Source organism: Streptococcus cristatus (assembly GCF_019685515.1).
In the GTDB taxonomy this organism is placed as follows: Bacteria; Bacillota; Bacilli; order Lactobacillales; family Streptococcaceae; genus Streptococcus.
The window spans coordinates 109,478-122,843 of sequence record NZ_JABFFN010000002.1 but is presented as its reverse complement, the minus strand read 5'-3'; the positions used below and the strand labels follow the sequence as shown (position 1 = coordinate 122,843).

Annotated in this window: 19 protein-coding genes, 1 tRNA gene and 1 other RNA gene; 20 read left to right on the top strand and 1 reads right to left on the bottom strand. The window is 41.1% G+C overall.

Annotated features, from left to right (window positions below; genetic code table 11):
* The first annotated feature begins 4 nt into the window (after window positions 1–4).
* The 11 genes from FOA33_RS09110 to FOA33_RS09060 all read left to right on the top strand — a co-directional run bounded on the left by FOA33_RS09110 (window position 5) and on the right by FOA33_RS09060 (window position 7,634).
* Window positions 5–78 (top strand) — tRNA-Asn (locus FOA33_RS09110).
* Between the two features lie 269 nt (window positions 79–347).
* On the top strand, window positions 348–584 hold the full coding sequence (comW, locus tag FOA33_RS09105) for a sigma(X)-activator ComW (RefSeq protein ID WP_061416447.1): 237 nt from the start codon (window positions 348–350) through the stop codon (window positions 582–584).
* A 242-nt stretch (window positions 585–826) separates the two neighbouring features.
* Complete coding sequence (locus FOA33_RS09100) at window positions 827–2,113, top strand: adenylosuccinate synthase (protein WP_221161383.1); 1,287 nt, start codon at window positions 827–829, stop codon at window positions 2,111–2,113.
* Between the two features lie 200 nt (window positions 2,114–2,313).
* Window positions 2,314–2,781, top strand: coding sequence for a tRNA adenosine(34) deaminase TadA (gene tadA / locus FOA33_RS09095; protein WP_221161382.1), 468 nt, complete (start codon window positions 2,314–2,316; stop codon window positions 2,779–2,781).
* Window positions 2,782–2,813: 32 nt separating this feature from the next.
* Window positions 2,814–2,911, top strand: an RNA gene (gene ffs / locus FOA33_RS09090) — signal recognition particle sRNA small type.
* Window positions 2,912–2,967: 56 nt separating this feature from the next.
* Window positions 2,968–3,411, top strand: a complete 444-nt coding sequence (locus tag FOA33_RS09085) for a dUTP diphosphatase (RefSeq protein WP_213988824.1) — start codon at window positions 2,968–2,970, stop codon at window positions 3,409–3,411.
* 1 nt (window position 3,412) lies between these two features.
* Window positions 3,413–3,952 carry a histidine phosphatase family protein gene (locus FOA33_RS09080; RefSeq protein ID WP_213988823.1) on the top strand — a complete coding sequence of 180 codons (540 nt, stop codon included), beginning with the start codon at window positions 3,413–3,415 and terminating at the stop codon, window positions 3,950–3,952.
* 13 nt (window positions 3,953–3,965) lie between these two features.
* Window positions 3,966–5,327, top strand: a complete 1,362-nt coding sequence (gene radA, locus FOA33_RS09075) for a DNA repair protein RadA (protein WP_081102559.1) — start codon at window positions 3,966–3,968, stop codon at window positions 5,325–5,327.
* Window positions 5,328–5,399: 72 nt separating this feature from the next.
* On the top strand, window positions 5,400–5,894 hold the full coding sequence (locus FOA33_RS09070; RefSeq protein WP_221161381.1) for a beta-class carbonic anhydrase: 495 nt from the start codon (window positions 5,400–5,402) through the stop codon (window positions 5,892–5,894).
* Window positions 5,895–6,108: 214 nt separating this feature from the next.
* On the top strand, window positions 6,109–7,077 hold the full coding sequence (locus FOA33_RS09065) for a ribose-phosphate diphosphokinase (RefSeq protein ID WP_084933666.1): 969 nt from the start codon (window positions 6,109–6,111) through the stop codon (window positions 7,075–7,077).
* 119 nt (window positions 7,078–7,196) lie between these two features.
* Window positions 7,197–7,634, top strand: coding sequence for a CoA-binding protein (locus FOA33_RS09060; RefSeq protein ID WP_213988821.1), 438 nt, complete (start codon window positions 7,197–7,199; stop codon window positions 7,632–7,634).
* A 28-nt stretch (window positions 7,635–7,662) separates the two neighbouring features.
* Here FOA33_RS09060 and FOA33_RS09055 read toward each other — a convergent pair whose 3' ends face one another.
* Window positions 7,663–8,673, bottom strand: a complete 1,011-nt coding sequence (locus FOA33_RS09055; protein WP_221161380.1) for a YeiH family protein — start codon at window positions 8,671–8,673, stop codon at window positions 7,663–7,665.
* A gap of 148 nt (window positions 8,674–8,821) precedes the next feature.
* On the opposite strand from FOA33_RS09055, the gene FOA33_RS09050 reads away from it, so the two are divergent.
* The 9 genes from FOA33_RS09050 to FOA33_RS09290 all read left to right on the top strand — a co-directional run bounded on the left by FOA33_RS09050 (window position 8,822) and on the right by FOA33_RS09290 (window position 13,237).
* Window positions 8,822–9,991, top strand: coding sequence for a pyridoxal phosphate-dependent aminotransferase (locus FOA33_RS09050; RefSeq protein ID WP_221161379.1), 1,170 nt, complete (start codon window positions 8,822–8,824; stop codon window positions 9,989–9,991).
* A complete protein-coding gene (recO, locus tag FOA33_RS09045; RefSeq protein ID WP_084938702.1) occupies window positions 9,988–10,758 on the top strand; it encodes a DNA repair protein RecO in 771 nt (256 codons plus the stop codon). The genes FOA33_RS09050 and recO overlap by 4 nt, the downstream gene beginning before the upstream one ends.
* Window positions 10,755–11,747, top strand: coding sequence for a phosphate acyltransferase PlsX (plsX, locus tag FOA33_RS09040; RefSeq protein WP_221161378.1), 993 nt, complete (start codon window positions 10,755–10,757; stop codon window positions 11,745–11,747). Before recO ends, plsX begins: the two co-directional genes overlap by 4 nt.
* Window positions 11,748–11,752: 5 nt before the next feature.
* Window positions 11,753–11,989: an acyl carrier protein gene (locus FOA33_RS09035; RefSeq protein WP_221161377.1), complete on the top strand. Its 237-nt coding sequence runs from the start codon at window positions 11,753–11,755 to the stop codon at window positions 11,987–11,989.
* A complete protein-coding gene (locus FOA33_RS09030) occupies window positions 11,958–12,155 on the top strand; it encodes a hypothetical protein (RefSeq protein WP_221161384.1) in 198 nt (65 codons plus the stop codon). Before FOA33_RS09035 ends, FOA33_RS09030 begins: the two co-directional genes overlap by 32 nt.
* 276 nt (window positions 12,156–12,431) lie before the next feature.
* A complete protein-coding gene (locus FOA33_RS09025; RefSeq protein WP_221161376.1) occupies window positions 12,432–12,620 on the top strand; it encodes a class IIb bacteriocin, lactobin A/cerein 7B family in 189 nt (62 codons plus the stop codon).
* Window positions 12,621–12,637: 17 nt separating this feature from the next.
* Window positions 12,638–12,805 (top strand): bacteriocin, encoded by a 168-nt coding sequence (locus tag FOA33_RS09020; RefSeq protein ID WP_000415691.1) that lies wholly within the window; start codon window positions 12,638–12,640, stop codon window positions 12,803–12,805.
* A 9-nt stretch (window positions 12,806–12,814) separates the two neighbouring features.
* The gene (locus tag FOA33_RS09015; RefSeq protein ID WP_221161375.1) at window positions 12,815–13,003 is read left to right on the top strand and encodes a hypothetical protein; all 189 of its coding nucleotides are present in this window, start codon (window positions 12,815–12,817) and stop codon (window positions 13,001–13,003) included.
* Between the two features lie 24 nt (window positions 13,004–13,027).
* Entirely contained in the window at window positions 13,028–13,237 is a 210-nt protein-coding gene (locus FOA33_RS09290) for a bacteriocin immunity protein (protein WP_259664515.1), read from the top strand.
* Window positions 13,238–13,366 lie beyond the last annotated feature (129 nt).

Sequence of the window (13,366 nt, the reverse complement as noted above, 5' to 3'; positions counted from 1 at the left end):
TTTATCCGCCATAGCTCAGTTGGTAGTAGCGCATGACTGTTAATCATGATGTCGTAGGTTCGAGTCCTACTGGCGGAGTACTGAAAAAACGTTCATTGAACGTTTTTTTATTTATGTAACTAAATTAGTACGTCTTGCTCCGTCAGGTGAAGTGTATAGACGGGTAATTATGATTTATAAGTGAAGTAGACAGTTGAAAATCTAAATCTTAATTTTTGTACCTATAATTACATCTTTATTTTACTTTCAGTTCGTTTAGCTTTAAATTCTTCATTTATAGGATTTGAAGCCTTTTTAATTCCTTTTTTTGTTAGACTAGTGTTAGTAATAAGAAAGGGAATTTTTATATGCTTCAGAAATTTTATGATCGAGCATTTGTATTTTTGAAATTAGTTGAACAAGAATATGCCTCTTTAGGCCAGAGTTGTGCTGAGTGGGAATCACTTCATCTTCGGTTTTTACTATATTACTTAATCCGATTTAAAATAAAAAGTGATAGGGACTTTTCACTATATCACTTTAAAACAGCTTATCGTCTATATCTAGATAAATTCCTGCAAGGTGGTACAACTCTTATCCAATAAGAAACTCATAAATCATATATCACGAACAATAATCTGTATTAATTTTATATTTTTTAGGATTTTGTTTAATTTTTAAGGTTTTGGATTTTGTTATTTACAGAAATCCCAAATCTTTTCTACTGTTTCTTCTTGATAAAAAAGTGTTTTTTTCTTATAATAAGTTGTAAGATATAATTGTGGGTGAAATTCCTGCCATGTATATGAGAAAGGACGAGCTCCTAGTAGCTCAGACGAAATTTATTATGACTTCAGTTGTTGTTGTAGGTACCCAATGGGGTGATGAAGGTAAAGGGAAAATTACAGATTTTCTTTCAGCTAATGCGGAAGTGATTGCTCGTTACCAAGGTGGTGACAATGCAGGCCACACAATAGTTATTGATGGAAAGAAATTTAAATTGCACTTGATTCCTTCAGGTATTTTCTTCCCAGAAAAAATCTCTGTAATTGGTAATGGGATGGTTGTAAACCCTAAATCTCTTGTGAAAGAATTGTCATATCTGCATGAAGAAGGTGTTACAATAGATAATCTACGTATCTCTGATCGTGCGCATGTTATTTTGCCTTACCATATCGAGTTGGATCGCTTGCAAGAAGAGGCTAAGGGTGACAATAAGATTGGTACTACAATAAAGGGAATCGGTCCAGCCTATATGGACAAGGCAGCCCGTGTAGGTATCCGTATTGCAGATCTTTTGGATAAAGAAATTTTCCGTGAGCGTTTGGAACGCAATCTTGCGGAAAAGAATCGTTTGTTTGAAAAATTGTATGATAGTGAACCTATTTCAGTTGATGATATTTTTGAAGAGTATTATGAGTATGGTCAACAAATCAGGCAATACGTGACAGATACTTCTGTTATCTTGAACGATGCGCTTGATAATGGTAAACGTGTGCTGTTTGAAGGTGCGCAAGGTGTTATGTTGGATATTGACCAAGGTACGTATCCATTTGTTACTTCTTCAAACCCTGTCGCTGGTGGTGTGACAATTGGGTCTGGAGTTGGTCCAAGTAAGATTGACAAGGTTGTAGGTGTTTGTAAAGCCTATACAAGTCGTGTAGGTGACGGACCTTTCCCAACTGAGTTGTTTGATGAAGTGGGAGATCGTATCCGTGAAGTAGGTCATGAATACGGAACAACAACTGGCCGTCCACGTCGTGTAGGTTGGTTTGACTCAGTTGTGATGCGTCATAGCCGCCGTGTATCTGGAATTACAAATCTTTCATTGAACTCTATTGATGTTTTGAGTGGTTTGGATACAGTTAAAATCTGTGTAGCCTATGATCTTGATGGTCAACGTATTGACTACTATCCAGCTAGTCTTGAACAGTTGAAACGTTGCAAACCTATCTACGAAGAGTTACCAGGCTGGTCAGAAGATATCACTGGAGTCCGTAATTTGGAAGATCTTCCTGAGAATGCGCGTAACTATGTTCGTCGTGTGAGCGAGTTGGTTGGGGTTCGTATTTCTACTTTCTCAGTAGGGCCTGATCGTGAACAAACTAATATTTTAGAAAGTGTTTGGTCATAGGAGATTTTTAAGATTAGTTTAAGATAGGTCGGGTATACTATAGACAGTTACAAGAAGACCTCCTAACTTGTTGTAACAAATATCCTAAACTTTTCTTTTTCATAATAATCTCCCTATTAAGTCACCGCATTCGGTGGCTTTTTTTGTATTGAGAATCATGATATAATAATAAAATCGACAAGTAGGAAAAGAGAAGAACGATGAATTATACAGTTGAAGAAAAAGAAGCCTTTATGAGAGTGGCTTTGAGAGAGGCTGAGATTGCCTTAGAACACGATGAAATTCCAATTGGTTGTGTGATTGTCAAGGATGGAGAAATCATTGGTAGGGGGCATAATGCGCGCGAGGAGTTGCAACGGGCGGTCATGCATGCAGAAATCATGGCCATAGAGAATGCGAATGTTAGTGAGGAGAGTTGGCGCCTGCTGGATTGTACGCTTTTTGTGACCATTGAACCTTGTGTTATGTGTAGCGGGGCCATTGGGCTTGCCCGTATTTCAAACGTAGTCTACGGGGCTAAAAATCAGAAATTTGGTGCAGCTGGAAGTTTGTATGATATTTTGACAGATGAGCGTCTCAATCATCGTGTAGAGGTGGAAACGGGAATTTTGGAAGATGACTGTGCAGCGATTATGCAGGACTTTTTCCGAAATCGACGGAAAAAATAATTTCTCTTTAAAAACAGAAGGGAATGTGGTATAATAAATAGTGGAGCAACAGTTCTGCGTGAAGCGGGTCAGGGGAGGAATCCAGCAGCCCTAAGCGATTTGAATTGTGTGCTCTTTTTTTCGTGCTTTTTCCGAATAAATAAGATAGAATAATCTAGAATAAATGATAATAGAAAAGAGAAAATTATGAAAATTCGTGGTTTTGAATTGGTTTCGAGTTTTACAGATGAAAATTTATTGCCCAAGCGTGAGACAGCTCATGCGGCTGGCTATGACTTAAAGGTTGCCGTGCGTACGGTGATCGCGCCAGGAGAGATTGTCTTAGTTCCGACAGGGGTTAAGGCTTATATGCAACCAACTGAGGTCCTCTACCTTTATGATCGCTCTTCAAACCCTCGTAAAAAGGGCTTGGTTTTAATTAACTCAGTTGGGGTTATTGATGGGGATTATTATGGAAATCCTGGGAATGAAGGGCATATTTTTGCGCAGATGAAGAATATCACAGACCAAGAGGTTATTCTTGAAGTTGGGGAACGTGTTGTCCAGGCTGTCTTTGCTCCTTTCTTAATTGCAGATGGAGATACGGCAGACGGCGTTCGAACTGGTGGTTTTGGTTCAACTGGTCACTAGGATGAAGATTATCTTTGTACGCCACGGGGAGCCAGATTATAGTATGCTTGATAAACTTGAAAATCCGCAACTCTATAGTGGTTTTGGTCGTGATTTAGCACCATTGACAGGAAAAGGTCGCAGTCTGGCAAAAGAAGTTGCTAAAACTGCATGTTTTGGAAAGGCAGAGATTATTATTTCATCGTCTGTGACGAGGGCTTTAGAAACAGCACATTATATAGCAGTTGAAACAGGATTGGACTTATTTGTGGAGCCGTTTTTTCATGAGTGGCGTCCAGACTTAGATGGCACTAACTCTGATTTAACTAGTGTATTGGTAGCTCATGAATATTATCTAAAACATCAAGGAGGTTTATCTGAAGATTCTCCTTATCGCTATGAAACTGATCTAGAGATGCGTCATCGTTTTTTAAGAGCTTTGGAAAAATATAAAAATTATAAAACTATTATCATTGTAACTCACGGAATGCTCATGCGCCAGTTTGTGCCAAATGAGAAGATTGATTTCTGCCAAGTAATTGAGTGTGAGTTAGAGATATAGAAAGAGGTTTATCATCGCAAAGAAAAAAGCGACATTTGTATGTCAAAATTGTGGGTATAATTCCCCTAAATATCTGGGTCGTTGTCCCAACTGTGGGTCTTGGTCTTCTTTTGTAGAAGAGGTTGAGGTTGCCGAGGTCAAAAATGCGCGTGTGTCCTTGACAGGTGAGAAAACCAAGCCTATGAAACTGGCTGAGGTGACTTCTATCAATGTCAATCGAACCAAGACGGAGATGGAGGAATTCAACCGTGTGCTTGGAGGCGGAGTGGTACCAGGAAGTCTTGTCCTCATCGGTGGGGATCCTGGGATTGGGAAATCAACCCTTCTCCTACAAGTTTCGACTCAGCTGTCTCAAGTGGGTACGGTTCTCTATGTCAGTGGGGAGGAGTCTGCCCAGCAGATTAAGTTACGGGCAGAGCGCTTGGGTGATATTGATAGTGAGTTTTATCTCTATGCAGAGACCAATATGCAGAGTGTTCGATCTGAGGTGGAGCGCATCCAACCAGATTTTCTCATCATCGACTCTATCCAGACGATTATGTCTCCTGAGATTTCAGGGGTGCAGGGGTCTGTGTCTCAGGTGCGTGAGGTGACCGCTGAGCTTATGCAGCTGGCTAAGACCAATAACATTGCCATCTTTATCGTAGGGCATGTGACCAAGGAAGGGACCTTGGCGGGTCCGCGTATGTTGGAGCATATGGTAGATACAGTGCTTTACTTTGAAGGGGAACGTCACCATACCTTTCGTATCTTGAGAGCAGTCAAAAACCGTTTTGGTTCCACTAATGAGATTGGCATCTTTGAGATGCAGTCGGGTGGATTGGTTGAGGTGCTCAATCCGAGTCAAGTTTTCCTAGAGGAGCGTTTGGATGGGGCTACTGGCTCGTCAATCGTTGTGACCATGGAAGGGACCCGTCCGATTTTGGCGGAGGTTCAGGCTTTGGTAACACCAACCATGTTTGGAAATGCTAAACGTACGACGACTGGACTTGATTTCAATCGTGCAAGTCTGATTATGGCTGTTTTGGAAAAACGAGCAGGGCTTCTCTTGCAAAACCAGGATGCCTATCTCAAATCTGCTGGTGGTGTAAAATTGGATGAGCCTGCCATTGACTTGGCTGTTGCAGTGGCTATTGCCTCTAGTTACAAGGACAAGCCTACCAATCCTCAGGAATGTTTTGTGGGTGAACTGGGCTTGACCGGAGAAATTCGACGCGTGAATCGTATCGAACAACGCATCAATGAAGCGGCAAAACTGGGCTTTACCAAGATTTATGTACCCAAGAATTCCTTGACAGGAATCACTCCACCCAAGGAAATTGAAGTTATTGGTGTGACGACTATTCAGGAAGTTTTGAAAAAGGTCTTTGCATAATCCGTGACAAATCCTCTTAAAAATGATAAGATAGGAGAAATATTTGATTATCAAATTTTTGAGGAGGGAATCGTGTCGTATTTTGAACAGTTTATGCAAGCCAATCAGGCTTATGTTGCCCTACATGGGCAGTTAAATCTGCCACTTAAACCCAAAACCAGAGTAGCTATCGTGACCTGTATGGACTCACGTCTACACGTTGCGCAAGCTCTAGGTTTGGCACTTGGGGATGCCCATATCTTGCGGAATGCGGGTGGTCGAGTGACTGAAGACATGATTCGTTCACTGGTGATTTCCCAGCAACAAATGGGGACAAGAGAAATCGTGGTGCTTCACCATACAGACTGTGGAGCTCAAACCTTTCAAAATGAAAGTTTTCATGAACAGTTGAAACATGAGTTCGGAGTTGATGTGTCTGACCAAGATTTTCTACCATTCCAGGATGTTGAAGAGAGTGTGAGAGAGGATATGCAATTGCTTCGAGAATCTCCACTGATTCCTGATGATGTGGTTATTTCAGGTGCTGTCTATGATGTGGATACAGGAAGTATGAGAGAAGTATACTAACTTTGTCTCGAAAAAATTTCATCCTAGCATAAAATCGATTGTTAAAATGTAGGATTTTTAGTTTTAATATAGCTAATATAAAATAGTATAAAACAAGAGTATAAATGTTTGCCCTTGTTTTATTTTTGATTGAAAAATAAAGGAAAAAGCGCTACAATGGTAAATGGAAAATGTTGTGTAAAAAACAAGTGATACATAAATACCGGAGGAAATCATGTCTTTTTCTGATTTAAAGCTGTTTGCCCTTTCTTCTAATAGAGAATTGGCAGAGCGTGTGGCGCAAGAAATTGGGATAGAGTTGGGGAAATCGACTGTTCGCCAATTTTCAGATGGGGAGATTCAGGTCAACATCGAAGAATCAATCCGTGGAAAACACGTCTTTATCCTACAATCAACGAGTTCACCTGTAAATGACAATCTACTCGAAATTTTGATTATGGTAGATGCCTTGAAGCGTGCCAGTGCAGAATCTGTCAACGTTGTCATGCCTTACTACGGATATGCACGTCAGGATAGAAAGGCGCGTGCGCGTGAGCCGATCACTTCAAAACTTGTTGCAAATATGCTTGAAGTAGCTGGAGTGGATCGTTTGTTAACGATTGATTTGCACGCTGCGCAGATTCAGGGATTCTTTGATATTCCTGTAGATCACTTGATGGGTGCTCCTTTGATTGCGGACTATTTTGAACGTCGTGGTATGGTTGGATCTGACTACGTGGTTGTCAGCCCAGACCATGGTGGGGTGACTCGTGCTCGTAAGTTGGCAGAGTTTTTGAAAACTCCGATTGCGATTATTGACAAACGCCGTAGTGTAGACAAGATGAATACCAGTGAAGTGATGAATATCATTGGTAAGGTAGAAGGTAAGACTTGTATCTTGATTGACGATATGATCGATACAGCTGGAACCATTTGCCATGCGGCGGACGCTCTTGCTGAAGCAGGTGCTGTTGAAGTTTACGCAAGCTGTACGCACCCAGTACTTTCAGGGCCAGCTATGGATAATATCCAAAAATCAGCTATTAAAAAATTGGTTGTTTTGGATACCATCTACCTGCCAGAAGAGCGTTTGATTGATAAGATTGAACAGATCTCTATTGCCCACCTCTTAGGAGATGCCATCGTTCGTATCCACGAAAAACGTCCTCTTTCTCCATTATTTAGTATCGAGAAAAAAATCTAAACTTTCACTTGAAATAGATAGTTCTCCTAGCAAGTTTCTTTTCTTGCTAGGAGATTTTTATAGTCAAAACCTGCAAGCCTTTTCAAAATGTGCTATACTGATGAAAAAGGAGGATCTCTATGAGCCAAGAATTTATCAATCCAAGTGATGGTGTGATCCGCCAGTATCTGGCGACCAGTAAAACGTTAGCGGTAGTGGGCTTGTCCGATCGTGAGGAAACAACCAGCAATCGAGTGACCAAGGAAATGCAGGCTCGGGGCTATAAAATCATTCCAGTTAATCCCAAGGCTGCAGGTGGGGAAATCTTGGGAGAAAAGGCTTATGCGAGTCTAGCTGAGATTCCTTTTCCTGTGGATATTGTCAATGTATACCGACGGAGCGAGTTTTTGCCAGATGTGGCGCGTGATTTTCTCAGGGCTGATGCCAAGATTTTTTGGGCGCAATTAGGACTTGAAAATCTAGAAGCGGAAGAAATCTTGCGTGCTGGAGGATGCGATGACATCGTGATGAATCGCTGTATCAAGAGAGAACATACTCGCTTAATTCTTAAGAAATAAAAAGGTAGCCATGGGCTACCTTTTTATATTATAAAGTACCAATCAATGCTTGCATGCCAAGGCTGGTGAGGATGATAGCAATCCAGCAAAGGGCTCCGAGGACAATAGATTTGCCACTGGATCTAACCATGGCAATCAGATTGGTTTTGAGACCGATAGCACTCATGGCCATGATGATAAAGAATTTAGAGAGTTGTTTGAGAGGGGTAAAGAAGCTACTGGACACACCGAGAGAGGTAAGGAGAGTCGTTAAGAGAGAGGCCAGGATAAAATAAAGGATAAAAAGTGGGAAAACTTTTTTTAGTTGTAGGCCTTGTTTATTTTCTTGCTGGCGACTTTGCCAGTAGGAGAGGAAGAGAGTGATGGGAATGATCGCTAAGGTGCGCGTGAGTTTAACAATGGTTGCAGACTCGAGGGTATTGGTCTGATAAAGACTGTCCCAGGCACTAGCTGTGGCCGTTACAGAAGAAGTATCATTGACCGCAGTTCCTGCAAAGAGAGCAAAGCCGTCATTGGATAGATGAAGCCAGGTTCCTAGAGTTGGAAAGATGAGCGCAGCCAAGATATTGAAGAAAAAGATAACGGAAATGGCTTGGGCGACTTCCTTTTCCTTAGCATGGATAACAGGCGCTGTCGCCGCAATGGCAGAACCTCCACAGATCGAAGATCCCACTCCAATCAAGGTAGCCAGTTTTGTATCCAGTGCAAAGAAACGCTGGAAGAGGTAGGCGACAATCAAGGAAATTGAAATTGTTGATAGGATGACAGGGAGTGAAGTTTGTCCGACTGCAAAGACTTGCGAGATATTGAGACCAAAACCAAGCAAGATAACAGCATACTGGAGTAATTTTTTGGAACTAAAGGTCAGACCTGTATCTAGTTGTTTGTAGGGGGAGAGCCAGGGGTGTAGGAGCATTCCTATAAAGATTGCAAAAACGGGTGCACCCACGACGGGGAAAAGTCCTCCTAGAAACCAAGAAATGATAGAAATGAGAAGGCAGGCCAAGATGCCTGCTCCATTTTTTGATAGAAATGACATAAAAACCTCCAATCATAATCTGTTACCATTATAGACCTGTAAACAGGAAAAGTAAAATAGAAAGTGGAAAGCTATTCTATAATGTATTTTTGCGGTTGGGGGGCTTTTGTAGTATAATAGAGATACGTTTTGAGAGTAGGAGGTATCTATGGACTTAACTAAGCGCTTTAATAAACAATTAGATAAGATTCAAGTTTCGTTGATTCGCCAGTTTGACCAGGCTATTTCGGAGATTCCTGGGGTCTTGCGTTTGACCTTGGGGGAACCTGATTTTACAACGCCAGATCATGTTAAGGAAGCGGCTAAGCGGGCCATCGACCAGAACCAATCCTACTATACAGGGATGAGTGGTCTGTTAACATTACGTCAGGCAGCCAGTGATTTTGTAAAAGAAAAATACCAGCTAGATTACAATCCTGAAAATGAGATCTTGGTTACAATTGGAGCGACAGAGGCTTTATCTGCTACTTTGACAGCTATTTTGGAAGAGGGAGATAAGGTGCTCTTGCCAGCTCCTGCCTATCCAGGTTATGAGCCAATTGTCAATCTAGTTGGGGCAGAGATTGTCGAGATTGATACGACTGAAAATGGTTTTGTCTTGACCCCTGAAATGTTGGAAAAGGCCATTTTGGAGCAAGGCGACAAGCTCAAGGCTGTCATTCTCAACTATCCGGCTAATCCGACAGGAATTACCTATAGTCGGGAGCAGTTGGAAGCCTTGGCAGACGTTTTACGCAAGTATGAGATTTTTGTTGTCTGTGATGAGGTTTACTCGGAATTGACCTATACAGGGCAAGCCCATGTATCTCTGGGAACGATGCTGAGAGACCAGGCTATTATTATTAATGGCTTGTCTAAATCGCATGCTATGACTGGTTGGCGTTTAGGCTTCATCTTTGCTCCTGCAGCTTTCACAGCTCAGTTAATCAAGAGTCACCAATATTTGGTTACTGCCGCAAACACTATGGCCCAACATGCTGCGGTGGAGGCTTTGACCGCTGGTAAAAACGACGCAGAGCCTATGAAGAAGGAATACATCCAGCGTCGGGATTATATTATTGAGAAGATGACTAATCTTGGTTTTGAGATTATCAAACCAGACGGTGCCTTCTATATCTTTGCTAAGATTCCAGCAGGTTACAATCAAGATTCCTTTGCTTTTCTGAAGGATTTTGCCCAGAAGAAGGCTGTTGCCTTTATTCCGGGTGCTGCTTTTGGTCAGTATGGAGAAGGCTATGTGCGTCTGTCTTATGCAGCCAGCATGGAAACGATCAGGGAGGCCATGAAACGACTTGAGGAGTACATGAGAGAAGCATGATTCAGTCTATCACGAGTCAAGGCTTGGTGCTCTACAATCGTAACTTTCGTGAGGATGACAAGCTAGTAAAAATTTTTACCGAGCAGGCGGGCAAGCGCATGTTTTTTGTCAAGCACGCTGGTCAGTCCAAACTAGCTCCGGTTATTCAGCCCTTGGTGTTGGCACGGTTTCTCTTACGAATCAATGATGACGGCCTTAGCTACATCGAGGACTACCATGAGGTGATGACCTTTCCCAAGATTAATAGTGATCTCTTTGTCATGGCCTATGCTACCTATGTGGCGGCTCTTGCAGATGCTAGTTTGCAGGATAATCAGCAGGATGCTCCCTTGTTTGCTTTTTTGCAAAAGACTTTGGAGTTGATGGAAGCAGGATTGGATTATCAGGTTTTGACCAATATTTTTGAAATTCAAATCTTGACCCGATTTGGAATTGGGCTCAATTTTAATGAGTGTGTCTTTTGCCATCGGGTCGGTCAGGCTTTTGACTTTTCTTTTAAATATGGAGCCTGCCTCTGCCCAGAGCATTATCATGAAGATGAGAGACGTTGTCATCTGAATCCCAATATCCCTTATCTGCTCAATCAATTTCAAGCTATTGATTTTGAGACCTTGGAGACTATTTCGCTCAAGCCTGAAATCAAGCAAGACTTGCGCAAGTTTATAGACCAAATCTACGAAGAGTATGTTGGAATTCACCTAAAATCAAAGAAATTTATTGATTCCCTAGCAGACTGGGGACAATTACTAAAAGAGGAAGATAAATGAAAAAAATTGCAGTAGATGCTATGGGGGGCGATTACGCACCTCAAGCCATCGTTGAGGGTGTCAATCAAGCCCTTGCTGACTTTTCAGATATTGAGATTCAACTCTATGGAGACGAAAGCAAAATCAAGCAATATCTAACAGCGACAGAACGCGTCAGCATTATCCATACGGATGAGAAGATTGATTTTGATGATGAGCCGACAAAAGCTATTCGTAAGAAGAAAAATGCCAGTATGGTATTAGCGGCTAAGGCAGTCAAAGAAGGAGAGGCAGACGCTGTCCTCTCGGCTGGGAATACAGGTGCCTTGTTGGCTGCAGGATTCTTCATTGTCGGTCGTATCAAGAATATCGACCGTCCTGGACTCATGTCAACCTTACCGACCATTGATGGCAAAGGCTTTGACATGCTAGACCTTGGAGCCAATGCAGAAAATACAGCTCATCATCTGCACCAATACGCTGTTTTGGGTTCCTTTTACGCGAAAAATGTTCGTGGGATTTCGAAACCACGTGTTGGCTTGCTCAATAATGGAACAGAAAGTAGCAAGGGTGATCCTCTTCGTAAGGAAACCTACGCCTTGCTAGCAGCGGATGAAAGCTTGAATTTTGTCGGAAACGTGGAAGCGCGTGATTTGATGAATGGCGTTGCGGATGTTGTTGTGGCAGATGGTTTCACGGGAAACGCTGTGCTCAAATCTATTGAAGGGACAGCTATGGGAATTATGGGCTTGCTCAAGACAGCTATCACAGGTGGTGGTCTTCGAGCGAAACTAGGTGCTCTTCTTCTCAAGGATAGCCTTAGAGGTTTGAAAAAGCAACTCAACTATTCAGATGTTGGTGGAGCAGTCTTGTTTGGTGTTAAGGCACCGGTTGTCAAGACTCATGGCTCAAGTGATGCCAAGGCTGTGTATAGTACGATTCGCCAGATTCGTACTATGCTAGAAACAGACGTAGTTGCCCAGACTGCGCGTGAATTTTCAGGAGAATAAAAAAGATGACAGAAAAAGAAATTTTTGACCGTATTGTAACCATTATCCAAGAGCGACAGGGAGAGGACTTTGTCGTAACAGAGGCCTTGAGTTTGAAAGATGACCTAGATGCGGACTCAGTGGATTTGATGGAGTTCGTCTTGACACTAGAAGATGAATTCGGAATTGAAATCAGTGATGAGGAAATTGACCAACTGCAAAGTGTAGGAGATGTGGTCAGAACTATTAAAGGTAAAATATAGCAAAAAGCAACATGCAAGTCATGTTGTTTTTTTGTTTGCAGAAAAAAGAAAAACGTTAAAATTTTTTGTAGAAATTGCGAATAAAGAGATGAGAAAGATAAAAGGAGGAATGTTTATGTATGTGACCGGTCTTTATCCTTGGATCATTAAGTGGTTTTTAAAATAAAAATGAGTGAGTTGCTCATTTTCGAATTGTTTTTCGAATAGATAGGTAAGAAGAAAAGGAAGGAGACTACGCGATGTATTTACCAATCTTATTGCCATGGTTTATCAAATGGTATTTAAAATAAATGAATTTACCTGTTCATTTTAGATCACTTCTCGAATAGATAAGTGAGAAGAACAGGAAGAAAAAAAGATTTCAGTAATTTATCCAATCTGGCTATTTAAGTGGCTTAGAGGTTAAAGATTAGATATATAGAAAAAAATAAGGAGAAAAAAGATGACAAACTTTGACAAAATGGAACAGAACTTTGCAGCTCTTACAGAAGAAGAGTTGACGGATGTGAATGGGGGAGCATGGCCGATTGTAGCTTGGGTGATTGCTAATCCTGTAACAGCAGCTAAAATTGCTGGTGGAATTACTGCAGCAGGAATTGCAGGTTATAATTATGTGACGAGTAGATGGTAATAGAAGGAGGAGATGATATGGAAAAATCTATTTTAAAATTTGAAACAATGACTGATACGGACTTGCAGGAAATTCAAGGGGGAGCCTTTCCCCTTCTTATCCCTGTGGCAGTCGGTTTTGTAAAAGGTTTTGTATATACAGGTGGAGCTATTTTAACAACTCGAGCACTCTTTTCAGGTAAATAGGAGTCTGCTATGAAAAAATTCTTATTAAGTTTTGCTGAGGGGTATTTTGTCGTATCGATCATTATTTATATCGCAACGTATTTGATTATGAAAAATCCGATCAATACCTTGTTTTATCCAGAAACCTATCCAATTCTGCTTGGTCTGTTTTATGTAGGATACAGGTACAAAACAAAAGAAAGTACGATTGGAAATTGATTGACCGTCAGATTGGAGTTTGGGATGAAAGTTGTTCAATTACTACGAAAAGCTTGGCCAGAGACCACTGTATTATTTAGCTCGATGGCTTATCTAATTATTAGAATCGTAGCTGATATAAACAAACTAAATCTACCTACATGGTTTGAATGTCTTGACATACCTACGATTTCATTATTCTTGATGACCTTTATCTTACTTTATAAAAGTAAAGAAAATATCATTTCAGAATAATTTATTTCTGGGCATTCATTTTTTAACGGTTGCTTTAAGCAGGCAGAACTTTCGTTCTGCCTTTTTACATTTAAATGATAGTTTATGCTTTTTAAAGTGCGTTTTAGGCGTAAAAATAGTTTTTTCAGA